Source organism: Actinomadura luzonensis (assembly GCF_022664455.2).
GTDB classification, from domain to species: domain Bacteria; phylum Actinomycetota; class Actinomycetes; order Streptosporangiales; family Streptosporangiaceae; genus Nonomuraea; species Nonomuraea luzonensis.
On the sequence record NZ_JAKRKC020000003.1, the window covers coordinates 923,473 to 944,887 of the forward strand.

19 protein-coding genes are annotated in these 21,415 nt (G+C 72.5%); 10 read left to right on the forward strand and 9 right to left on the reverse strand.

All coding sequences use genetic code 11. The features are described 5' to 3' along the window. Positions 1-40 precede the first annotated feature (40 nt). From treZ to glgX, 3 genes are read right to left on the reverse strand one after another with little or no spacing between them, the layout of a single operon-like run. Complete coding sequence (gene treZ, locus MF672_RS49320) at positions 41-1,768, reverse strand: malto-oligosyltrehalose trehalohydrolase (protein WP_242376247.1); 1,728 nt, start codon at positions 1,766-1,768, stop codon at positions 41-43. Then, on the reverse strand, positions 1,758-3,908 hold the full coding sequence (gene treY, locus MF672_RS49325) for a malto-oligosyltrehalose synthase (RefSeq protein ID WP_242376246.1): 2,151 nt from the start codon (positions 3,906-3,908) through the stop codon (positions 1,758-1,760). Before treY ends, treZ begins: the two co-directional genes overlap by 11 nt. Further along, entirely contained in the window at positions 3,901-5,994 is a 2,094-nt protein-coding gene (gene glgX, locus MF672_RS49330; protein WP_242376245.1) for a glycogen debranching protein GlgX, read from the reverse strand. Before glgX ends, treY begins: the two co-directional genes overlap by 8 nt. A 914-nt stretch (positions 5,995-6,908) precedes the next feature. On the opposite strand from glgX, the gene MF672_RS49335 reads away from it, so the two are divergent. The 5 genes from MF672_RS49335 to MF672_RS49355 all read left to right on the forward strand — a co-directional run bounded on the left by MF672_RS49335 (position 6,909) and on the right by MF672_RS49355 (position 9,738). Next, entirely contained in the window at positions 6,909-7,760 is an 852-nt protein-coding gene (locus MF672_RS49335; protein ID WP_242376244.1) for a helix-turn-helix domain-containing protein, read from the forward strand. A gap of 207 nt (positions 7,761-7,967) precedes the next feature. Next, positions 7,968-8,168, forward strand: a complete 201-nt coding sequence (locus MF672_RS49340) for a DUF397 domain-containing protein (RefSeq protein ID WP_242376243.1) — start codon at positions 7,968-7,970, stop codon at positions 8,166-8,168. Positions 8,169-8,346: 178 nt separating this feature from the next. Beyond that, positions 8,347-8,562, forward strand: a complete 216-nt coding sequence (locus MF672_RS49345) for a DUF397 domain-containing protein (protein WP_242376242.1) — start codon at positions 8,347-8,349, stop codon at positions 8,560-8,562. 78 nt (positions 8,563-8,640) lie between these two features. Beyond that, positions 8,641-9,060 (forward strand): large conductance mechanosensitive channel protein MscL, encoded by a 420-nt coding sequence (gene mscL / locus MF672_RS49350; RefSeq protein ID WP_242376241.1) that lies wholly within the window; start codon positions 8,641-8,643, stop codon positions 9,058-9,060. A 78-nt stretch (positions 9,061-9,138) separates the two neighbouring features. Next, positions 9,139-9,738, forward strand: a complete 600-nt coding sequence (locus tag MF672_RS49355; protein ID WP_242376240.1) for a hypothetical protein — start codon at positions 9,139-9,141, stop codon at positions 9,736-9,738. On the opposite strand, the gene MF672_RS49360 is transcribed toward MF672_RS49355, so the two are convergent. Continuing rightward, positions 9,710-10,474, reverse strand: coding sequence for a hypothetical protein (locus MF672_RS49360; RefSeq protein ID WP_242376239.1), 765 nt, complete (start codon positions 10,472-10,474; stop codon positions 9,710-9,712). The genes MF672_RS49355 and MF672_RS49360 overlap by 29 nt on opposite strands. A 49-nt stretch (positions 10,475-10,523) precedes the next feature. Between MF672_RS49360 and pip the strand changes: the two genes are divergently transcribed. Beyond that, positions 10,524-11,495 carry a prolyl aminopeptidase gene (gene pip, locus MF672_RS49365; protein WP_242376238.1) on the forward strand — a complete coding sequence of 324 codons (972 nt, stop codon included), beginning with the start codon at positions 10,524-10,526 and terminating at the stop codon, positions 11,493-11,495. On the opposite strand, the gene MF672_RS49370 is transcribed toward pip, so the two are convergent. Both MF672_RS49370 and MF672_RS49375 read right to left on the reverse strand, forming a co-directional pair. After that, positions 11,449-11,997: a phosphatase PAP2 family protein gene (locus MF672_RS49370; RefSeq protein WP_242376237.1), complete on the reverse strand. Its 549-nt coding sequence runs from the start codon at positions 11,995-11,997 to the stop codon at positions 11,449-11,451. The genes pip and MF672_RS49370 overlap by 47 nt on opposite strands. A gap of 116 nt (positions 11,998-12,113) precedes the next feature. Next, positions 12,114-12,416 (reverse strand): hypothetical protein, encoded by a 303-nt coding sequence (locus tag MF672_RS49375; RefSeq protein ID WP_242376236.1) that lies wholly within the window; start codon positions 12,414-12,416, stop codon positions 12,114-12,116. A 79-nt stretch (positions 12,417-12,495) separates the two neighbouring features. On the opposite strand from MF672_RS49375, the gene MF672_RS49380 reads away from it, so the two are divergent. Together MF672_RS49380 and MF672_RS51730 are read left to right on the forward strand one after the other, a co-directional pair. Next, the gene (locus tag MF672_RS49380) at positions 12,496-13,290 is read left to right on the forward strand and encodes a universal stress protein (protein ID WP_242376235.1); all 795 of its coding nucleotides are present in this window, start codon (positions 12,496-12,498) and stop codon (positions 13,288-13,290) included. Between the two features lie 10 nt (positions 13,291-13,300). Next, positions 13,301-15,436, forward strand: coding sequence for a sensor histidine kinase (locus tag MF672_RS51730; RefSeq protein ID WP_302893429.1), 2,136 nt, complete (start codon positions 13,301-13,303; stop codon positions 15,434-15,436). Here MF672_RS51730 and MF672_RS49400 read toward each other — a convergent pair. Further along, a complete protein-coding gene (locus MF672_RS49400; RefSeq protein WP_242376234.1) occupies positions 15,377-15,985 on the reverse strand; it encodes a response regulator transcription factor in 609 nt (202 codons plus the stop codon). The two genes, MF672_RS51730 and MF672_RS49400, sit on opposite strands and share 60 nt — an antisense overlap. Before the next feature lie 82 nt (positions 15,986-16,067). On the opposite strand from MF672_RS49400, the gene MF672_RS49405 reads away from it, so the two are divergent. Then, entirely contained in the window at positions 16,068-16,799 is a 732-nt protein-coding gene (locus MF672_RS49405; RefSeq protein WP_242376233.1) for an ABC transporter ATP-binding protein, read from the forward strand. After that, entirely contained in the window at positions 16,796-19,192 is a 2,397-nt protein-coding gene (locus tag MF672_RS49410; protein ID WP_247815812.1) for an ABC transporter permease, read from the forward strand. Before MF672_RS49405 ends, MF672_RS49410 begins: the two co-directional genes overlap by 4 nt. 91 nt (positions 19,193-19,283) lie before the next feature. Here the strand turns inward: MF672_RS49410 and MF672_RS49415 are convergent, their stop codons facing one another. Both MF672_RS49415 and MF672_RS49420 read right to left on the reverse strand, forming a co-directional pair. Beyond that, positions 19,284-20,399 (reverse strand): glycosyltransferase, encoded by a 1,116-nt coding sequence (locus MF672_RS49415; RefSeq protein ID WP_242372998.1) that lies wholly within the window; start codon positions 20,397-20,399, stop codon positions 19,284-19,286. Beyond that, on the reverse strand, positions 20,396-21,370 hold the full coding sequence (locus MF672_RS49420; protein ID WP_242372999.1) for a glucosyl-3-phosphoglycerate synthase: 975 nt from the start codon (positions 21,368-21,370) through the stop codon (positions 20,396-20,398). The genes MF672_RS49415 and MF672_RS49420 overlap by 4 nt, the downstream gene beginning before the upstream one ends. Positions 21,371-21,415 lie beyond the last annotated feature (45 nt).

The window sequence follows — 21,415 nt, forward strand, 5'->3', positions numbered from 1 at the left end:
TCGGCAAGGCGCGCGGCGGTCGCCGCGGGAGCGGACCAGGTCAGGCGGCGGCGCCGGGCCGGCTGATCGCCATCGACTGCCCGCGCAGCCGCAACCGCCCGCCCTCCCCCTCCCCCTCCCCCACGGGCTCGTCCGACGCCAGCAGCACCGCCCCCGCCGCCACCGGCACCGTCACCGCCTCCTCCGCGAAGTTCACGCTGACCGCCAGCGCGCCCCGCCACATCACCAGCCACCGCCCGTCCGGATCCACCTCCACCCGGACCCGGTCAAGCCGCGGGTCCGACAGCTCGGGCAGCGCCTTGCGCAGCGCGACGAGGTCCCGGTACCAGCACAGCAGCGACCAGTGCTCCTCCTCCTTGACCTCGCTCCAGTCCAGCTTGGACCGCAGGAACGTCTCCTCCTCCGACGGGTCGGGCGCCTCCCACACGTACCCGAACCCGTCGAACTCCCGCTCCCTCCGCTCCGCCTCGCCCTCCCGCAGCCGCGGCTCGACGTGGTCGGAGAAGAACAGGAAGGGCGTGCGCGCCCCCCACTCCTCCCCCATGAACAACATCGGCGTGAACGGCGAGGTCAGCAGCAGCCCCGCGCCCAGTTTCAGCGCCGGGACCGGCAGCCGGTCGCCGCCCGGCCGGTTGCCGATCTGGTCGTGGTTCTGCAGGCAGGCGACCAGCCGGTAGCCGGGCACCCCCGCGTACGGCCGCCCGTGGGAGCGCCCGCGGAAGCTGGAGTACGACCCGTCGTGCAGCACCCCGCCCGTCAGCACCTTGGCCAGCGCCCGCAGCCCGGCGAAGTCCTTGTAGTAGCCGTGGCTCTCGCCGCTGACGGCGCAGTGCAGCGCGTGGTGCACGTCGTCGTCCCACTGGGCGGTCATGCCGAGCCCGCCGGCCTCCAGCGGCAGCACCATGCGCGGGTCGTTGAGGTCCGACTCGGCGATCAGCGTCAGCGGCCGGCCCACCGAGCAGGCCAGGGCGTCCACCTCGGCGGCCAGCTCGGCCAGCAGGTGGGTGGCGCGGCCGTCGTGCAGGGCGTGCACGGCGTCGAGCCGCAGCCCGTCCACGTGGTAGTCGCGCAGCCACTGCAGGGCGTTGCCGATGAAGTAGCGCCGCACCTCGTCGGAGCCGGGCCCGTCCAGGTTGACCGCGTCGCCCCAGTAGCTGCCCTTGAAGCCGGCGAAGTACGGCCCGAACGGGCGCAGGAAGTTCCCCGACGGCCCCAGGTGGTTGTAGACGACGTCGAGGATCACGCCGATGCCGGCGCGGTGGCAGGCGTCCACGAAGGACTTGAGCCCGTCGGGCCCGCCGTACGTCTCGTTCACCGCGTAGAGGTCGACCCCGTCGTACCCCCAGTTCCGCCCGCCGGGCACCGGCGCGACCGACATGACCTCCACGAAGTCGACGCACAGCTCGACGAGGTGCTGCAGCTTCTCCACGGCCGCCTGGAACGTCCCCTCCGTCGTGAACGTCCCGACGTGCAGCTCGTAGATGACGGAACCCCGCAGGTCCCGCCCCTTCCAGTCATGATCGGACCAGGTGAACCTGGCGTGGTCGTACACGGCGCTCGGCCCGAAGATGCCGTCCGGCTGCCGCCGCGACCTCGGGTCCGGGTACGGCCCGTCGCCGTCCACCGCGAACGCGTACCGGGTGCCGTGCTCCGCTCCCTCGACCTCGGCCGACCACCAGCCGCCCGCCCCGCGGGTCATCGGCCGGCGGCCGTCCAGCACGTGCACCTCGACCGCGGTGGCGTTCGGCGCCCAGACCTCAAAGATCATGTCTCTCCAGCAGTGCGACCGGGTACTGTGCGAGCAGGTGCGCCAGCGGGATGCGCCCGGTGTGGAGGGCGCCGGTGAGCAGGTCGCGCCACGTCCCCGCGGGCAGGGTGAGCGACGTGCCGCCCCATCCCGTACGGGCCAGCTTGACCGGCAGCCGGGTGGCCACCGCGACCGCCCGGGGCCGCTCGCGCTCGTCGGCGCCGCGCCCGAAGGCGATCACGTGCTCGGCCGCCGGCCCGTCGGCGCGCATCGGCAGGTACGCCGCCGCGCCCCCGAGCCGCCGCCTCAGCCGCAGCGCCTGCTGGGTGACCAGCAGCTTGGCCGCGTCCCAGGCGGACCGCGGCTCGGCGGGGCAGTCGACGGGCCGCCGGTTGTCCGGGTCGACCAGCGAGAAGTTCGCCGTCTCCGTGCCCTGGTACACGTCGGGCACGCCGGGCATCATGAGCTGCACGAGCTTGGCGCCGAGCGAGTTCGACATCGCGTACGGGTCGATCCGCTCGGTGAACTTGCCGATCGGCAGCCGCACCGCCGCCTCCGCGAACGCGCGCAGCCCGCGCTCGTAGTCGTCGTCCGGCTCGACCCACGAGATCTTGGTCTTGGCCTCCCTGGCGGCCTTGAGCAGGTAGTCGGTGAAGCGTTCGGCCGAGATCGGCCAGGCGGCCATGAGGTTCTGCCAGGCCAGGTAGTCGTGGTGGGGGTCGAAGCTGACCGCCGCCGACCACTGCTCGACCGCGTCGGCCCACTCCTCGGGCAGCTCCGACAACACCGACAGCCGCGCCCGCACGTCCTCCGAGCGCTTGGTGTCGTGCGTGGACAGGGTGGTCATCGTGTACGGCGCCATCCCGGCGCAGAACTCGTGGAACTCCGCCACCGAGACGCCGAACACGTCCGGCTCCCCGCCCACCTCGTTCAGGCAGGCCAGCGGGAACCACCGGTAGAGCGCGGTGTCCTCGACACCCTTGGCCATGACGGGCCCGCACGCCTGCTGGAAGCGGGTGATCGCCTCCGGCGAGCCGTACAGCACCTCGTGGACCAGCGGCCGCACGTCCTCCGAGCAGGACGCGGCGGCCCGCTCGACGATCTCCACCGACTCGGCCGGCGGCGGCTCGCCGGGCACCACGTACGCCCGGTAGACCGGCATCGCGGCCAGCAGCTCGCGCACCGCCTCGGGAGTGCTGCCGGCCGCCTTGGCCAGCCGCTCGACCTCGGGACGGAAGAACAGCTCCAGCACCTCGCGCTTGGACTCCAGCATCACCGGCCGGTAGTCGGCGGGCTCGCCGGTCAGCTCGGTGAACAGCCGGATCAGCGGCTCCTTGCCGGCCGGGTCCACGAACAGGCCGTTGACCCGGTTGAGCACCTCGTAGCCGGTGGTGCCGTCGCAGGGCCAGTCGGCGGGCAGCCGCTCGGGGCCGATGAGGATCTTCTCGACGACCGTCCAGGTCTTCTCGCCGGTGCGGGCGCGCAGCCGCTCCAGGTAGCCGCGCGGGTCGGCCAGGCCGTCGGGGTGGTCCACGCGCAGCCCGTCCACCAGGCCCTCGTCCACCAGCCAGAAGAGCACCTCGTGCGTGGCGAACAGCACCTCCGGGTCCTCGACGCGCAGCCCGATGAGCGTCGAGACGTCGAAGAAGCGCCGGTAGCCGGGCCCCTCCCGCCAGTCGACCAGCTTGTAGTGGCCTGGGTGGGGGAAGGTGTGCTCGTGGTAGCGCAGCACGTCGCCGTCCACCACCGGCTCGGTGTCGTCGCCCAGCACGGGCAGCGCGACCTTGCCGTCCTCGTCCCACTCGACGTCGAACCAGCGGGCGTACGGCGAGTCGCGGCCGTCCTTCAGCACCGACCAGAACGCCGGGTTCTCGGTGTTCATGTGGTTCGGGACGATGTCCACCACCACGCCCAGGTCGTGCGCGGCCAGCACCTGCGCCATCTCCCTGAACCCGCTCGCCCCGCCGAACTCCGCCCTGATCCTGGAGTGGTCGGTGACGTCGTAGCCGTGCTGGGAGCCGGGCGTGGCCTGGAGGATCGGCGACAGGTAGACGTGGCTGACGCCGAGGTCGCGCAGGTAGCCGGCGATCCCGGCGACCTGCGCGAAGCCGAAGTCGGGGGTGAGCTGCACCCGGTACGTCGAGCTCGGCCGCCTAGACACGGCGCAGCACCCGCACGCTCCGGCCGGGGACGTCGATCGCCTCGCCGCCGCGGCACATGCGCGCGTCGAGCATGATCGGCATCGCTGTGTCGATCTCCGTGTGCCACATCTCGCCGTAGTCCTTAGGGAGTGTGAACTTGATGGTGTCGTGGTGGGCGTTGAAGAGCAACAGGAACGAGTCGTCCCGGATGGGCCGGCCGCGCCGGTCGGGCTCGGTGATGGCGTCGCCGTTGAGGAAGACCGCCAGGGACTTCGCGTAGCCGACGTTCCAGTCGCCGTCGGTCATCTCCTCCCCGGACGGGGTGAGCCAGGCGATGTCGCTCAGCCCGCGTACCGGCTTGCCGTAGAAGAACCTCCTGCGCCGGAAGACCGGGTGCTTCTTGCGCAGCTCCGCGAGCCGCTGGGTGAACTCCAGCAGCAGCCAGTTCTCCCGCACGTCCGACCAGTCGACCCAGGTCAGCTCGTTGTCCTGGCAGTAGCCGTTGTTGTTGCCCTTCTGGGTGCGGCCCAGCTCGTCGCCGTGCGAGAGCATCGGCACGCCCTGCGACAGGAACAGCGTGGTGAGGAAGTTGCGCTTCTGCTGCTCGCGCAGCGACTCGACGGCGATGCCGGCCGCGCCCTCCTCGCCGCAGTTCCACGAGCGGTTGTCGTCGGTGCCGTCCCGGTTGCCCTCCTTGTTCGCCTCGTTGTGCTTGTGGTTGTACGAGACGAGGTCCTGGAGGGTGAAGCCGTCGTGGCAGGTGACGAAGTTGATGGAGGCGGCGGGGCGGCGGCTGTCGTCCTGGTAGAGGTCGCTGGAGCCGGTGAAGCGGGAGCCGAACTCGGGCAGCGTCGCCGGCTGGCCCCGCCACAGGTCGCGGATGGTGTCGCGGTAGCGGCCGTTCCACTCCGTCCAGCGGGAGGGGAAGTTGCCGACCTGGTAGCCGCCTGGGCCGACGTCCCACGGCTCGGCGATCAGCTTGACCTGCGACAGCACCGGGTCCTGCTGCACCAGGTCGAAGAACGCGCTCAGCCGGTCGACCTCGTGCAGCTCCCTGGCCAGGGTGGAGGCGAGGTCGAAGCGGAAGCCGTCCACGTGCATCTCGATGACCCAGTACCGCAGCGAGTCCATGATCATCTGCAGGACGTGCGGTGAGCGCATGAGCAGGCTGTTGCCGGTGCCCGTGGTGTCCACGTAGTACCGCTTGTCGTCGTCCACGAGGCGGTAGTAGTTGAGATTGTCGATGCCCCGGAAGCCGAGCGTGGGGCCCAGGTGGTTGCCCTCGGCGGTGTGGTTGTAGACGACGTCGAGGATCACCTCGATGCCCGCCTCGTGCAGCGCCCGGACCATCGCCTTGAACTCCAGCACCTGGCCGCCGCGCTGCCCCTGGCTGGAGTAGCGGTTGTGCGGGGCGAAGAAGCCGATCGAGTTGTAGCCCCAGTAGTTGGACAGCCCGCGCTGCTCCAGGATGTGGTCGGTGACGAACTGGTGCACCGGCATCAGCTCCAGCGCGGTCACGCCGAGCTTGGTGAGGTGGTCGAGGATCTCGGGGTGGCCGAGGGCGGCGTACGTGCCGCGCAGGTGCTCGGGGATCTTCGGGTGGCTGATCGTCAGCCCACGCACGTGCGCCTCGTAGATCACGGTGTCGTGGTACGGGGTCGCGGGCGGCCGGTCGTGGCCCCAGCCGAAGAACGGGTTGATGACGATGGAGCGCGGGACGTACGGGGCCGAGTCCATGTCGTTGCGGGTGTCGGGGCTGCCGAAGCGGTAGCCGTAGACGGCCTCGTTCCACTTCACGCCGCCCTCGATGGCCATGGCGTACGGGTCGAGCAGCACCTTGTTCGGATTGCAGCGCAGGCCGTGCGCCGGTTCGTACGGTCCGTGGACGCGGTACCCGTACCGCTGGCCCGGGCCGATGCCCGGCAGGTACCCGTGCCAGATGAACCCGTCCACCTCGGTCAGCGGCACCCGCGACTCGACGTTGTCCTCGTCGAACAGGCACAGCTCCACCTTGTCGGCGACCTCGGTGTAGACCGAGAAATTGGTCCCCGCACCGTCGTAGGTGGCCCCGAGCGGATACGGGTCTCCCGGCCAGACTTCGATCATCGAGGCTCCCTTGCGGTCTTTCCCCATGTTCCTTTTCCCCCCGCGTCACCCGACAAGCCCGGCCTTTCAGGCACGACGACCGGACCTCCCCCGCCGATACGGACCCGCCGGATCCGGAGGCAGCCGGGCCAGCACTTCCCGATCGGGGACGTTCCAGTCATCCGCTTATCTTCCACGCGCCGACCCGCCACACCCTCGTACCGGCCCCGGCGTGTTCCCAGGAGACGGACCCCGGACACGGGTGAGCCGCCCCCGGCGGCGCGGTGCCGGAGGCGGCTCTCTCTCACAGCCTGCCCCGGGCGGGCCCCCTACCCCGGTGGCCGCGGAACCGGCGACCGGTGGTAGCACCCAGGGCAGACTGCGAACTTGGCCGGGGACGGACCCCGTCGTCCGTCCCCGCCGCTCAGGCCCGCGTCACCACGGGCGCACCCTCCCGGACCCGAGGCACGGCCGGCACCCCGGCTCCCTGGCCCGGGCGTCGTCCTTCGCGAACACCAGGAGATCAAGCCTCTCCATCACCCGCCGCCACCATCCGGGGGCAAGCCGGGGAATCACGCCGGGCGGCGCCGGATTCGCGGTCAAGTTGCTAATATCCAAAGGAGATCGTCCTATCGCTCTGGCAGGAGCGGATGATCGTGTGACTGGGAATCGCGGCAACTTCGGTCCCAGCCCGGCGTCCCGGGCGGCCTGACCAGGGCCGCCCGCGGACCATGAACTTCGCGGCATTTCTCGCGCACAACTGATCGTCAATATCGAGGCGGCTCTCCTCTCCGTGACTGATGAGGATTTACCCGCTTTTACGAGAAAGCCACCTGCCGATGGCACTTGCCATATGTACGTGCCGGTGACGATTACCTAACGACCCCCATGGGTACGTTCGCGGCAACGGCCCCTCCGCCGTGGAAAGGGAAGCGATGCCTGCCCCCAACCCGACCCTCCGGCAGCGCCAGCTGGCCATGCGGTTACGCGAGCTGCGGCACGAGCGGGGGCTGAGCATCGCCGAGGTCGCCGAGCACCTGTTGTGCTCTCCCACGAAGATCAGCCGCATCGAGACCGGTCAGCGGCGCGCCAGCCTGCGCGACGTGCGCGACCTCTGCAAGCTGTACGACGTCGATCAGAGCCACACGACCGAGTTGATGACCCTCGCCAAGGACGCCCGGCAGAAGGAGTGGTGGCAGGCTTACGACAACGTCATCTTCCAGCCGATGCTCGGGCTCGAGGCGGGCGCGACGTCGATCACTGAGTACGAGATCACCACCGTGCCCGGCCCGTTGCAGACCGAGGACTACGCGCGCGCCGTCATCCGCGGCTGGCTGCCCGGCATCGAGCCCACCATCCTGGAGGAGCGCGTCAAGTCGCGCGAGAAGCGCAAGAAGGACGTCCTGTACCGCAGCGATCCGCCGCGCTACTGGGTGCTTCTCGACGAGTCGGTGCTTCACCGGCACGTCGGCGGCCGTCAGACGATGCATCGCCAGCTCGACCACCTCCTCGAGATCAGCGATCTCCCGCAGGTGACCGTCCAGGTCATTCCGTACACCGCCGGCGCGCACATGGGGTTCGACAGTCCGTTCCGCATGCTGGCCTTCGACCGCAATTCCGGCATTACGGACACGGTCTTCATAGAGCATCAGATGGGCCTTTTTTATCTCGAAGACGACAAGACGCTTCAACGTTTCCGAGAGATCATCGATCGGCTACGAGCAGAGGCACTTGGCACACAACAGTCCAAACGACACATAGCCGAGATAGCAGCTAAATTCGCCTGATTCGCACAGCCTGCCGCCACCGCAACACAGGCGGATGATGGCCCGATGGCAATCGCCAGCGGCAAGTGCTGGTGCTACAGTTCTCTCAAACTGGGGTGCCCTGAACATTCTGCGATCACCGGCGCCCCTCCGTGAACACAAATACGCCCGGCGGCGGCTCTCACGCCGCCGCCGGGCTTTTATTTGTCACGCAAGAAGGAGAGAGCAATGTCCACCGGAACGGGCCTCGACGGAACTCCATCATGGCGCACCGCGTCTCGCTGCAGCAACGGCGACTGCGTCGAGGTCGCACTGCTCTCCCCCGACACCGTAGGTGTCCGCGACACCAAGAATCCGGGCGGTCCCGTTATCACGTTCAGCAGCCACGACTGGACGACGTTCGTCAAAAGGATTCAGGACGCCCATTGAGGGCTTGAAACGAGCACGTGCCAAGGGGGCGGTCGGCCGGATCCGATCGCCCCTTTTCTCATCAAGGAGCGCGCCCAATCACCCCTGCCCCTTCAGCCACGATGAATTCTTCTTCTACAATCGGGGTAAAATCCTCCACGGCGCAATACCTCTGCAGCCGACTAACAGGAGGTAATGCATGACTCGCCCACCTGCCCTTGACCGCGTCGAGTGGCATCGGTGCACCAACGGCGACTGCGTCGAGGTCGCGGTGCTGGACGGCAAGGTCTGGGTGCGGGACAGTCAGGACGCCAGCGGTGCCGTCCTGCCGTTCACGTTCGACGAGTGGTCCGCCTTCCTCACCGGCGTGAGGGACGGGCGCTTCGATCTTGAGCGGCTCGCACCCGGAGCCTGACCGGCTCCAACGTTCTCCAGGGCCCGAATCCGGGGCGATCGGGTTTCAGGTCGCGGACCCGGGCAATATGCCGACCCCATGGGCGGTTTCAAGCAGTTCTTACTCCGTGGCAACATCGTCGAGCTGGCGGTGGCGGTGATCGTCGGCGCCACCTTCAGCGGGCTCGTCCAGGCGCTGGTCACCGACCTGATCACTCCACTGATCGGCGCCATCACCGGCGGGAAGCAGCCGAACTTCGCCAACTACTCCTTCACCGTCAACGGCAGCGAGTTCAAGTACGGCGACTTCCTCAACCACCTCATCACGTTCCTGATCATCGCGGCGGTCGTGTACTGGCTGATCGTGGCTCCCATGACGCGGCTGGTGCAGTGGTTCGAGCGGGACAGGAAGGCCACGACGAAGGAGTGTCCCGAGTGCCTCAGCGACATCCCGGCCGAGGCGCGCCGGTGCGCCAACTGCACCGTGGAGCTGGTGCCGAACTCGGAGAAACCCAGGTAGAGGCGTGAAAATGCCGGTAGACGCGCGGAACTCGGGCAGTCGCACACGCGGGCGGGGCGCGTCCGACAAGATGGACCGATGAGCGTTGAGTTGATGGTCTGGGACGAGCCGGCCCCGATCAGCAGGGACCAGGCCCGCGCCACCTACCTGGCGGTCAAGCGCGCCCAGCCGGTCACCACGGCCGGCGACGACGTGCCGGACGTCGTCAAGGAGCTGCCCGGCGAGGTCAGGCTCTACCCCGACCGGCACGTGCTGGTGTCGATGGACCTGGACAGCATGGACGAGGTGTCCGCGCAGGTCTTCACCATCGCGCGGGCGCACGGGCTGGTGTGCTACGACCCTCAGCGCGACCTGGTCCACAACGTCGCGCCCCTCGGCGTGTACGAGGGCATGCAGCTCCACACCGGCGACGGGATGATCGTGCACGACCCGGACCTGGGGCTCGTGCACGACGTGCTGGGGACGCTTTCGCCGCAGAACCCGTTCGCGGCGCTGGTGAACTTCGGGCGGCACTTCCTGCAGGTGTCGCCCGTCCCGGCGGGTCACGAGCTGGAGTACAAGGAAGGGACGATGGTCCGGGCGGTCGTGGAGGGGGTGGAGGAGGTGCGGCAGGTGTTCCACGACTACGCCACCGGCGACCGGTCCTTCCTCACGCGTCACGAGTGGACGCCGCAGTGACCGGAAGGCGGCGGGCGACGGCGGCGCTCGCCGCGCTGACGCACGCCGTGGCCAGCAGCGCCAGCAGGGCGTTGACCCAGGGCCACGACTGGATGCTGTCCTCTCCCCCGAGGTTCGGGTCGAGGGTGAAGTAGACGGCGAAGAGCAGCAGCGGGCCGATCGTGCCCGCGAACGCGCCGGCCGTCCCGTCGCCCCGCCTGGCCGCCGTCCGGGCCGCGACGACCGCGCCGAGCACGACCGGGCCGAGCAGCCCGCCGGTGAGCCCGCCGGCTTCCAGGAAGGTCGCCTTCACCGCGTACTCGCCGGTGTCGCTGGTCAGCACGCCTTGGGTGAGCAGCGGGTCGAAGGCCGGCGCCCGCTCCCACCACCAGGGCCGGGCGAACTCCACGAGCGAGACCCAGAGCACGTAGGCCACCAGGCCGGTCTCGGCCCCGCGGTGCCGCAGCGCGGCCGTCGCCGCGATGAGCCCGATGGCGCCGCCGGTGACCGCCGCCACGGCCGCCGACCCGGGTCCGTGGCCGATCCCGTCCTCGGGCGCGGCCAGGCCGTACAGGAGCGGCGCGGCGGTCAGGCAGGCCACCGGCGGCAGCCACAGCCAGCCCCACCGCGGCCGGCGGAAGAGGCGGAGGACGACGACGGCGGCCAGCGCCGCGCCTGACAGCGCGCACACGACGGCGGCGGCGATCGCCCGTGACGTGCGCTTGTCCCGCGACGGGGGCGGCTTGTCGTGAGCCACGTCCCCAGTATCGCGATCCGGGCCCGCGGATGCGGCAGGATCGGGGGCTATGAGAACTCTGTACCCGCCCATCGAGCCCTACGACTCCGGCCTGCTGGACGTCGGCGACGGCAACCAGGTCTACTGGGAGGTCTGCGGCAACCCGGACGGCAAGCCGGCCGTCATGCTGCACGGCGGGCCGGGCGGCGGATGCAACGCCGGCCACCGGCGCCAGTGGGATCCCGAGCGGTACCGGATCGTGCTGTTCGACCAGCGCAACTGCGGGCGCAGCCGGCCGCACGCCGCCGACCCGGCCACCGACCTGTCCGCCAACACCACGTGGCACCTGGTGGCGGACATGGAGCGGCTGCGCGAGCACCTGGGCGTCGAGCGGTGGCAGGTGTTCGGCGGGTCGTGGGGCAGCGCGCTCGCGCTGGCGTACGCCGAGACGCATCCCGAACGGGTGACCGAGCTGGTGCTGCGCGGCATCTTCACGCTGCGGCCCCAGGAGCTGCGCTGGTTCTACCAGGAGGGGGCCTGCTACCTGTTCCCCGACCTGTGGGAGAAGTACCTGGCGCCGATCCCGGAGGAGGAGCGGGGGGACCTCATGGCGGCCTTCCGGCGGCGGCTGGAGGGCGACGACGACGCGGCCCGCCTGGCGGCCGCCAAGGCGTGGGCGCAGTGGGAGGCCGGGACGATCACGCTGCGGCCCGACCCCGCCCTGGTCGCCGAGTTCGGCGAGGACCGCCTGGCGGTCGCCTTCGCCCGCATCGAGAACCACTACTTCCACCACGGCGGCTGGTTCGGGCCGGAGCAGCTCATCCGGGACGTGGCCAAGATCCGGCACATCCCGGCCGTCATCGTGCAGGGCCGCTACGACGCCTGCACGCCCATGGCGACCGCCTGGGACCTGCACCGGGCCTGGCCGGAGGCCGAGTTCCACATCGTGGACGACGCCGGGCACGCCTACTCGGAGCCGGGCATCCTGGACCGGCTCATCGCGGCGACAGACGCGTTCGCACCAGACGTACGGCAGGGGTGAACGCCCCGACCGCGAGCAGCGCGAACAGCGGGGCGAGCGTGACGCCGAGCAGGTAGCCCGCGATCACGTCGTGCGGGTAGTGCACGCCCACGAACACCCGCGAGAACGCCATCACGGCCGCCAGCGGGAACACCAGCCACGCCAGCGCCCGCCAGACCAGCACGAGCGTGGCCGCCGCGCCCGCCGCGATCACCGAGTGATTGCTGGGGAAGGACCAGTCGGACGGCGGCGGGCACGCGGCGATCGTCGCGGGCACGCCCCGGCACGGCCGGTCCTCCCTGATGACCGACTTGACGATCTCGCTCACCAGGTACGCCAGCACGATCCCGACCGGCCCGGCCACGACCAGCGCCAGGTCGCGCGCCGGCCCCCGCCACGCGCGCAGGAACGCCACCGCGAACAGCGCCGCGAACAGGAACAGGCCGGCGTCCGTCCCCACCTCGGCGAGCGTGTGCAGCCACGCGGGCGTGCCGTGGGCGAAGTCGACGATGTCGCGATACATGGTGTCCAATCCGTGAACGAGCGGTGGACACCAACTTACGAATTCCAGCCGTCGAATGCCTCGGCCTTATGGCGGAATGTTGGGAAAAACTGTCGGCCGGAACGCTGCGGAACCGGTCAGGAGAGGAACTGCCGGGCCAAGGCGGCCTGGCGGCTCTCCAGCTCCGCCCGGGTGATCAACCCCCGGTCGAACGCCTCCGTCGTCGCGTCGCGCTCGGCGATGTAACAGGCGGCCATGATCTCGCTGCGGAGCGGCGTGAACCCCCGCTCGACGCAGTCGGTGAAAACGCTGACCTTGCCGTCGACGGCGTCGGCCGCGACGGTGCAGGCGAGATCGTGGTCCCTGAGCTGCTGAACCGCTTCACGAAGCGTGACCTGCCCGAGTGCCCCGGTGAACCGGGTGTCAAGAGTGATCTTCACTTTCTTTGCGCCTCCACTGGTTTGCAACGTTCGGAACGAGGTCGCGTATTCCCTGCTCAGAGCGGGTAAGAGGGGCTTCGTGATCGGAGAGCACGTGATCGTCGGCTACACCGGCGAGTCGGGCGGGCGCGACGCCCTGGCGCTCGGCGCCGCCATCACGCGGGTCACCGGCGGCGACCTCACCGTCGCGACGGTCTACCCGCCCGGCAGCCCCGGGCTGGCGGTCGAGGCGCAGGCCAACCTGGCCCACGCGGCCGAGGAGCTGGGGCCGGCCCCGGCCGAGTACCTCACCTTCGAGAGCCGGGGCAGCGGGCGCGGCCTGGCGGTGCTGGCCGGCCGGATCCGGGCCGACCTCATCGTGGTCGGCTCGGCGGGCGGCGGGCAGCACGGGCGCATCGCCATCGGCGCCACCTCCGACCACCTGCTCCACCTGTCGCCGGAGGCGGTCATGGTGGCGCCCGCCCGGTACGTCCCGCCGGAGGAGCCCGCCCGGCTCACCCTGGCCTACGTGCACCGGCCGCAGTGCGACGCGGCCGTGGAGCGGGTGGCGCAGGCGGCGCTGCGGCTGGGGGTGCCGCTGCGGCTGATCACGTTCGACCTGCGCACCGAGGACCAGGGCAGGCTCAGGGACGACCTCGCGCTGGCGGTCCGGCTGGCCTGGGAGAGCAGCGGCCTGGAGGCCGAGTCGGAGGTGGCCGAGGGCCACGACCTGGCGGCGGCGATGTCCGGCGTCGAGTGGCTGCCCGGCGAGCTGCTGGTCTGCGCGGCCAGCGAGGACGCCCAGCCGCACCGGGTGTTCCTGGGCGAGCTGTCGATGAAGCTGCTGCGGGCCTCGTCCTGCCCCGTCACCGTGCTGCCGAGGGGCTTCTCCTAGGCTGCTGCCCGTGGTTGTCGCACGGGTCATCGTGGTCGCGGTGCTGGCGGCGCTGTCCAGCGTGTACGTCCTGGCGGGCGCGCCCGGGGCGGTGCTGGTCCTCGCCGCGCAGCTCTTGTACACCTTCCGCTCGCGCGCCTGGCAGGTGCTGGCGGCGCAGGCCGTGCTGGTCTACGGGGTGACGCTGGGGTCCGGCGCGTCGGTCGTGCTGCTGGGGTTCCTGGCCGGGTCGTTGCTGGTCAGCCGGTGGTGGGCGGCGGCGCCGCTGGTGGTGTTCAGCGCGGTGGTGATCGCGTACGCGCGGGGCGGCGACGTGCCGCGGACGCTCGACCTGGCGGTCACCACGGTGCTGATGACGTTGATCGTCCCGGGGCTCATCCGGCTCGTGGAGCGGGTGGACGAGCTGCACGCCACCCGGCCGGCGCTGGCCGCGGCGGCGGTGGGCGAGGAGCGGCTGCGCATCGCGGCCGAGCTGAGCGACGGCCTGGGACGCGGCCTGGCCGCGATCATCGTGGGCGTGCGGCGGGCCGTGGCGGTGCCGGCGGGCGCCGGCGAGGTGCTGGGCCGGGTGGTGGAGTCGGCGCGGCGGTCGCTGGCGGAGGCGCGGACGGCGGCGGCCGGGTACCGCGCCATGTCGCTCGGGCCCGAGCTGACGACGGCGCGCGGCCTGCTGGAGGCGGCCGGGATCGCGGTGGAGGTGCGGGCCGGGCACGCCGAGCCGCTGGGCCCGGCCGGGGCGCTGCTGGCGGCCGTGCTGCGGGAGGCGGTCACGGACGTGGCCCGGCGCGGCACGGCCCGGACGTGCGTGATCGAGACCGCCGAGGAGGGCGGGCGGGTGGTGCTGTGCGTCCACGACGACGGCCGGCGCACGGCCGAGGCGGGCGACGGGCTGGCGGACCTGGCCGAGCAGGTGGAGGCGGCGGGCGGCGAGCTGGCGAGCGGCCTGTCCCCGCGGGGCCGCCACACGGTACGCGCGGCCCTGCCCGCCCCCGACCCGGCGGCGGACCGGCCGGCGGGCACGGGCCGGGCGGGGTGGGGTCTGGGGCCGGGGGCGGCGGACGTGTCGGTGTGGCTGCTGGCGGCCGTGCTGGTCGGCTTCAGCCTGAAGGCGCTGCTCGCGGTCCCCCAGCACCTCCTCCTCCCGGCCGCCGCCATGCTGGCCGTGATCGTGGTGATGCAGCTCAGGTCGGTGACCGGCCGGCACATGGCGGCGTTGGCCGTGATGGCGGTGCTGACGTTCGCCCCCGTGCCGGTGTTCGGCCCGGTGTGGCTGGGCGTGGCCGGGTTCCTGGCGGGGCCGGTGCTGCTGGCTTTCCGTCCGCTCGTGGCGTGGCCCCTGGCCGGGCTGGTGGTGGCGGCGACGGCCGCGCTGGCCGTCCGGCTCGCCCTCCCGCCGCCCGCGGCGGTGAACATCACGGTCAGCACCCTGGTGACCGGCCTGGTGGTCTACAGCCTCCTCCGCCTGGCCCAGCTCGCGAAGGAGCTGGCGGCGGCCAGGGAGAGCCTGGCCCGGTCGGCGGTGGTGGAGGAGCGGCTGCGCGCCGCCCGCGACCTGCACGACCTGCTCGGCCACAGCCTGGCCGCGATCCTGCTGAAGTGCGAGCTGGCCCGCCGGCTGCCGCCGGAGCGGGCCCGGGCGGAGCTGGCCGACGTCCTCGCCATGGCCGAGCGCGCCGAGCACGACCTGCGCGCCGTCTCCGGCGAGCACCGCGACCTCTCCCTGGCCGCCGAGGCGGACTCGGCCGGGACGACCCTGGCCGCGGCCCACGTGCGGGTCGCCGCCGAGCTGGCGCACCCGCCGCTGCCGCCCGAGGTGGAGACCGCGCTGAGCGCCGTGCTGCGGGAGGCGGTGACGAACGTGCTGCGCCACAGCCCGTCCGCCCGCCACTGCTCGATCGCCACCACGGCCGAGGGCGACGTGGTGCGGCTGCTCGTGCGCAACGACGGCGCGCGGGCCGCCGAGGCCCGCCGCGGCTCCTCCGGCCTCGGCAACCTGACCACCCGCCTGGCGGCCCTCGGCGGGCGGCTCACCACCCGCGTCGCGGGCGGCTGGTTCGAGCTGGAGGCCCGGGTGCCGGTGCGGGCGTCAGATCCAGCCGCTCTCGGTGGCGATGCGCACGGCGTCGGTGCGGTTGCGCGCGTTTAGCTTGGTCACGATGGCCGTCAGGTAGTTGCGCACGGTGCCGGCCGTCAGGTGCAGACGGGCGGCGATGTCGGGCGCGTCGGCCCCGCCCGCGGCCAGCCGCAGCACGTCGGCCTCGCGCGGCGTGAGCGGGTTGTCGGCGAGGTCCCACGCGGTGACGGCGAGCGCCTTGTCCAGCACCCGCTCCCCGCGCGCCACCGACCGGATGGCCGCGACCAGCTCCTCCGGCGGGGCCGTCTTCAGCAGGAACCCGCCGACCTGCGCCGCCAGCGCCCGCTTGAGGTGACCCGGCTTGCCGTACCCGGTGAGCATGAGGGTGCGGCAGCCCGGCGCCCGGGCGCGGAGCTCGGCGGCGGCGGCGAGCCCGTCCAGCGCGCCCGGCATGTCGATGTCGAGGACGGCGACGTCCGGCAGCTCGACGGCGGCGGCGTCCACGGCGGCCTGCCCCGACTCGACCGCGCCCACCACCTCCAGGTCCTCCTCCAGGTCGAGCAGGGCGGCCAGCGCCCCCCGGATGACGGCCTGGTCCTCGGCCAGCAGCACACGAATCACCTGTCCAATTTATGACGAGATCACGGGCGATCGGTGACGGCGTCTCTGGGGCCGGTCCCGCCCGGCCGACAGGCTTGGAGCCATGACGGACGTGGTGCGGCTGGAGGCCGTGAGCAAGGTGTACGGCAAGGGCCAGGGCGCGGTGGCGGCCCTGCGGGAGGTGTCGGCGGCGATCCCGCGCGGCACGTTCACCGCCGTGATGGGCCCCTCCGGGTCGGGCAAGAGCACGTTCCTGCACTGCGCGGCGGGCCTGGACGTGCCCTCGTCCGGCTCGGTGCGGCTGGGCGGCACGGAGCTGGCGGGCATGGGCGAGAACGAGCTGACCGAGCTGCGCAGGCGGCGGGTCGGCTTCGTCTTCCAGTCGTTCAACCTGATCCCGGCGCTCGACGTGACGGAGAACATCACCCTCCCCCTCCGCCTGGCGGGGGCCCGGGTCGACCGGGGCTGGCTGGCGGAGATCCTGCGCAGGGTGGGGCTGGAGGGCCGCGCCGGGCACCGGCCCGCGCAGTTGTCCGGCGGCCAGCAGCAGCGCGTGGCGATCGCGCGGGCGCTGGTGACGCGGCCGGAGGTGGTGTTCGGGGACGAGCCGACCGGCGCGCTGGACACGATGACCGCCCGCGAGGTGCTGCGCCTGCTGCGCGAGGTCGTGGAGAGCATGGGCCAGACGGTGGTGATGGTGACGCACGACCCGGTGGCGGCCTCGTACGCGGGGACCGTGCTGTTCCTGGCCGACGGCCGGATCGTGGACGCGATGGCCGCACCGACCGCCGACAAGGTGGCCGAGCGCATGACGCGGCTGGGGGCCTGGACGTGATCGGGATCGCGCTGCGGACGCTGCGGCACCGCAAGGGCGCCTTCGCGGGGGCGTTCGTCGCCCTGCTGTGCGCGGCGGCGCTGGTGTGCGCCTGCCTGATGCTGCTGGAGACCGGCCTGCGCGGCGGAGTCGCCCCCGAGCGGTACGCCGGCACGCCGGTGGTGGTGGCCGCCGACCAGTACGTCCGCCAGAGCGTGGACAAGGGCGACGGCGAGACGAAGACGAAGGCCAAGCCGCTGACCGAGCGCGCCTGGCTGCCCGCGTCGGTGGCCGACGGGCTGCGGCGGGCGCCCGGCGTGTCCCGGGTGGTCACCGAGGTGACGTTCCCGTTCGGCGCGTCCACCGGGCACGGGTGGGAGTCGGCGGCGCTCACGCCGTTCACGATCGCCCGGGGGCGCGAGCCGCGGGCGGCCGGTGAGGTCGTCGTGGACGCCCGCGCCGGGCTGGCGGTGGGCGCCGAGCTGCGCGGGCATCGCGTGGTGGGCGTGACCGCGCAGGCCCTGCCGAGCCAGGACACCGTGTTCTTCAGCACCGCCGAGGCCCGCCGCCTGGCCGGGCACCCGGGGAAGGTCAGCGCGATCGGCGTGTTCGGCACCGGCGAGGTGGCGGTCCCCGAGGGCGCGGTGGTGCACACCGGCGACGAGCGCGGCCGGCTGGAGTTCCTGGACGCCGAGCAGGCCAGGGTGTCGCTGATCAGCATGGGCGGCGCGCTGGCCGGCACGTCGCTGCTGGTCGCGATCCTCGTCGTGGTCGGCACGTTCGCCCTGTCGGTGCGGCAGCGGCACCGCGAGCTGGCGCTGCTGCGGGCCGTCGCCGCCACCCCGAAGCAGGTCCGCGCGCTGGTCGGCGGCGAGGCGCTGCTGGTCGGCGTGGCCGCGGGGGTGCTGGGGGCGGGCGCGGGCGTCGGGCTCGGACTGTGGCTGCACGGCACGTTCGTGGCGCTCGGCACCACCCCGGCGAACCTGCGCCTGGTCGTCAGCCCGTTCCCGCCGCTGGCGGCCTTTCTCGCCACGGTCGGCGCCGCGCAGGTGGCGGCGCGGGTGTCGGCCCGCCGGATCTCCCGGATCCGCCCGGTCGAGGCGCTGGGCGAGGCGGCCCTGGACCAGGGACGGCTGCCCTGGTGGCGGGCCGCGGCCGGGGCGGTCTGCGTGGCGGGCGGCGTGGTGCTCGTGGCGGTGCTGTCGGGGCTGCGTACCGAGGCGGCGGCGACGCCGGTGACCATGCTGACCGCGCTGCTGTGGACGGTCGCCGTGACGTTGCTGGGCCCGCTCCTGGCCCGGGCGGCGGTCCGGGTGCTGCCGCTGGGGGCGGCCGGGGTGAGCGGGTTCCTCGCCGGGCGGAGCCTGCGGGCCGCGCCCAAGGGGCTGGCCGCGGTGCTGGCGCCGCTGACCCTGCTGGTGGCGATGACGTGCACGATCCTGTTCGCCCCCGCCACGGTGGGACGGGCGGCGGAGGAGCAGGCCCGCGCCGGGCTGCGGGCCGGTCACGTGGTGACGGGGGCCGGGGCGGCGGCGGTGGCGCGGGTGCCCGGCGTCGAGGCGGTCGTGCCGGTGCTGCGGACCACGGTCCGGGCCGGGCTGGACAAGTACGCCGCGCAGGCCGTCGCCTACGACCGCCGCGTGCTGGACCTGGACGTGACCGCCGGCTCGATGGACGCCTTCGGCGAGGACGCTGTCGCGATCAGCGGGACGGCCGCGGCGCGGCTCGGGATCGGCGCCGGCGACCCGCTGGCGCTGACGCTGGGCGACGGCACTCCCGCGCGGCTCACGGTGGCCGCCGTGTACGCCCGGGGCCTCGGCTTCGGCGACCTGACCCTGCCCTACGACCTGGTCACCGGGCACGTGGACGACCCCGCGCCCACCCTGCTGGTGTCGGCCCCCGGGCTGGCCGCGGCCGCGCTCCGGGCGGCCCTGCCCCCCGGCGCGGAGGTGTCGGCGGTCACGGGCGGCCCAACAGGCGGCGCGGCGGGCGGCCCAACAGGCGGCGCGGCGGGCGGCGGCGCGAACCAGCAGGCCGCCTTCGTCGCCCTCGGGCTGATCATCGCCTTCACCGCGATCGCCGTGGTCAACACGCTGGCCATGGCGACCTCCGGCCGGGCCAGGGAGCTGGCGGCGCTGCGGCTGGCGGGCACCACGCGGCGGCAGGTGCTGCGCATGCTGCGGCTGGAGACGCTGGGCGCGGTGCTGGTGGCGGCGGTGCTCGGGACGGGGGTGGCGCTGGTCACGCTGGCGGCGTTCGGCGCGGGCATGACGGGGTCGGCGACGCCGTCCGTGCCGCCGGTGGCGTACGCGCTGGTGATCGCGGCGACGGCGGGCCTGGCCCTGGTGGCGACCGCGGTGCCCGCCCGGCTGGTGCTGCGGGTCCGCCCGGCCGAGGCCGTCACCGGGCGCTGACGGCGGGCGAAGGGGCCACCGCCGGCACCCGGCTCTGACGGCGAAGGGCCGCCCCCCGCTCAGGGGAGGCGGCCCTCGCGTCCGCGGCGCGTCAGGCCCCGCGCAGGACCCGGTCGTACAGCTCCAGGTACTTCTCCGCCATCACCGACGGCGAGAAGCGGCGGCGGGCCTCCGCGCGGCACTCCTCGGGGTCGATCTCGTCGATCCGGAGCAGCCACTCGGCCAGCTCCTCCTCGGTGTCGGCCAGGAACCCGGTGCGGCCGTGCTCGATGATCTCCGGCAGGCAGCCGCGGCGCAGCCCGACGGGCGGCACCCCGAGCGCCAGCGCCTCGACGACGGCGGTGCCGCCCGGCTCGTCCCACTGGATGGGGAACAGCGCGGCCCGCGCCGAGGCGTAGAGCCGGTCACGCTCGTCGCCGGCGACCGAGCCGACCCAGGTGACCAGGTCGTCCAGGTACGGGACGACCTGGTCGAGGTGGTAGCGCACGTCGGGGTGGCCGTTCAGCGGGTGGTAGGGGTCCTGGGCCACGACGTCCAGCTCGGCCTGGTTGTTCCGGCCGCTGACGGGCCCGGCCAGCACGAGCGGCAGCCCGAGCTTCTGGCAGACGCGGGCCGCCACGTGCTGGCCCTTGAGCCGGCAGACGCGGCCCATCACGACGAAGTGCTCGCCCCGCTCCGCCTCCACCCGCCGGTCGGCGAGCGGGGTGGCGAGGTGGATCGCGCCGAGCGAGGCGGCGCGCAGAGCCTCGGGGCCGCGGGCGAGCTGCGACTCCGAGACGCCGTTCACCTTGATGGAGGACGGGAACGAGCCGTAGAAGTGCGGGTGTTTGCGCAGGTCCCAGTGCAGGGTGTGCAGGACGGGCGGGCCGCCGAAGGCCGACAGCACCGCCGGGCCCACCACTTCGAGGTGGTCGTGCACGAGGTCGATGTCGTCGCGCCTCCGCAGCTCGTCCACGAGGCGCGCCTGGTGGGCGTGCGCGATGCCCATGACCTGGTTGTACGGCTTCTGCAGGTCGCCGAACTGGCCCTCGTCGAAGACGCTGACCAGCTCGTCCACCTCGAGGTCGCTGGCCCCGACGCTGGCCAGGACCACCTGCACCCCGCGCTCGCGCAGCGCGGGGACCAGCGTGGCGACGACGTTCTCGATCCCCCCGTAGCCGGGGGGCGGCACCGTGAGCCACGGCCCCGCGTTCATGAGCACCTTCACGTCAGATCCTCCTCCAGCACGAGGGAGGCGAGCGGCGGACGCTCGGCGACGCCCACGTCCACGAGGTCGGCGTCGCCGTCGAGGCCCCATTGGAGCAGCGTGTGCGCCGGGGGCTCCGACGCCATCACGCGGCCCTGGCCCTCCAGCCGGGACCACGCGGTGAGCATGATCTGGCCGGCCATCCGGCCTAAGGCGGCCATGTCCTGGTGGGTGTGGGTGCGGTGGCCGAGGTCGACCTGGGCCATGGCGTCCAGCCCGACGAGGTCGAGCAGGTCCACCAGCAGGCCGAACTCGACGCCGTACTCGGTCACGAAGGGGACTTGTTCGAGCACGCTGCGGCGGGCCGCGTACTCGCCGCCGAGCGGCTGGGCGAAGCCGGCCAGCTCGGGCCAGAACATGTTGATGAGCGGCCGGGCGACCAGCTCGGTGACGCGGCCGCCGCCGCCCCGCTGGGGGACGCCGTCCGCGCCGATGTAGGGCCGCTCGTAGGTGGCCTTGACGAAGTGGATGTCGGCGTCCACCAGCAGCGGCCCGACCAGCCCTGATATGTAGTGCGCGCCGAAGCTGCGCAGGTCGGCGTCCACGAACACGACGAGATCGCCGCTGGAGGCGGCGAGCCCCTTCCACAGCGCCTCACCCTTGCCCGTCATGACGGGCAGGTGGGGAAGGACGTCGTTCTGCGCCACCACGCGGGCGCCCGCCTCGCGGGCCCGCTCGGCGGTGGCGTCGGTGGAGTTGGAGTCGACGACGAGGATCTCGTCGACGAGCGGCACCTGCTCGACGAGCTCTCGGCGGATGACGGTGACGATGTCGCCGACCGTGCTCTCCTCGTTGCGAGCAGGCAGGACGACGCTCACCGTGGTGGTTCCCTTGGCCAGCATCAGGGCGTCGACGGGCCACTCGGCAGCGGTGCTCGAGTGTGGGCCGTACCATTCCTGGACCCTGGACAAGGCGCGCACATCTGTCTCCATGCAGTCAGCCCCGTTCTCATGAGGACACCTTCACTGCCCGATGTA

What these genes read in the sequence shown, in the direction of transcription:
- MF672_RS49370 (WP_242376237.1), bottom strand. Translation starts at nt 11,997, where the DNA reads ATGTATCGCGACATCGTCGACTTCGCCCACGGCACGCCCGCGTGGCTG.
- MF672_RS49335 (WP_242376244.1), top strand. Translation starts at nt 6,909, where the DNA reads ATGCCTGCCCCCAACCCGACCCTCCGGCAGCGCCAGCTGGCCATGCGG.
- MF672_RS49340 (WP_242376243.1), top strand. Translation starts at nt 7,968, where the DNA reads ATGTCCACCGGAACGGGCCTCGACGGAACTCCATCATGGCGCACCGCG.
- mscL (WP_242376241.1), top strand. Translation starts at nt 8,641, where the DNA reads ATGGGCGGTTTCAAGCAGTTCTTACTCCGTGGCAACATCGTCGAGCTG.
- pip (WP_242376238.1), top strand. Translation starts at nt 10,524, where the DNA reads ATGAGAACTCTGTACCCGCCCATCGAGCCCTACGACTCCGGCCTGCTG.
- MF672_RS49420 (WP_242372999.1), bottom strand. Translation starts at nt 21,370, where the DNA reads ATGGAGACAGATGTGCGCGCCTTGTCCAGGGTCCAGGAATGGTACGGC.
- treZ (WP_242376247.1), bottom strand. Translation starts at nt 1,768, where the DNA reads ATGATCTTTGAGGTCTGGGCGCCGAACGCCACCGCGGTCGAGGTGCAC.
- MF672_RS49345 (WP_242376242.1), top strand. Translation starts at nt 8,347, where the DNA reads ATGACTCGCCCACCTGCCCTTGACCGCGTCGAGTGGCATCGGTGCACC.
- glgX (WP_242376245.1), bottom strand. Translation starts at nt 5,994, where the DNA reads ATGATCGAAGTCTGGCCGGGAGACCCGTATCCGCTCGGGGCCACCTAC.
- MF672_RS49405 (WP_242376233.1), top strand. Translation starts at nt 16,068, where the DNA reads ATGACGGACGTGGTGCGGCTGGAGGCCGTGAGCAAGGTGTACGGCAAG.
- MF672_RS49355 (WP_242376240.1), top strand. Translation starts at nt 9,139, where the DNA reads ATGAGCGTTGAGTTGATGGTCTGGGACGAGCCGGCCCCGATCAGCAGG.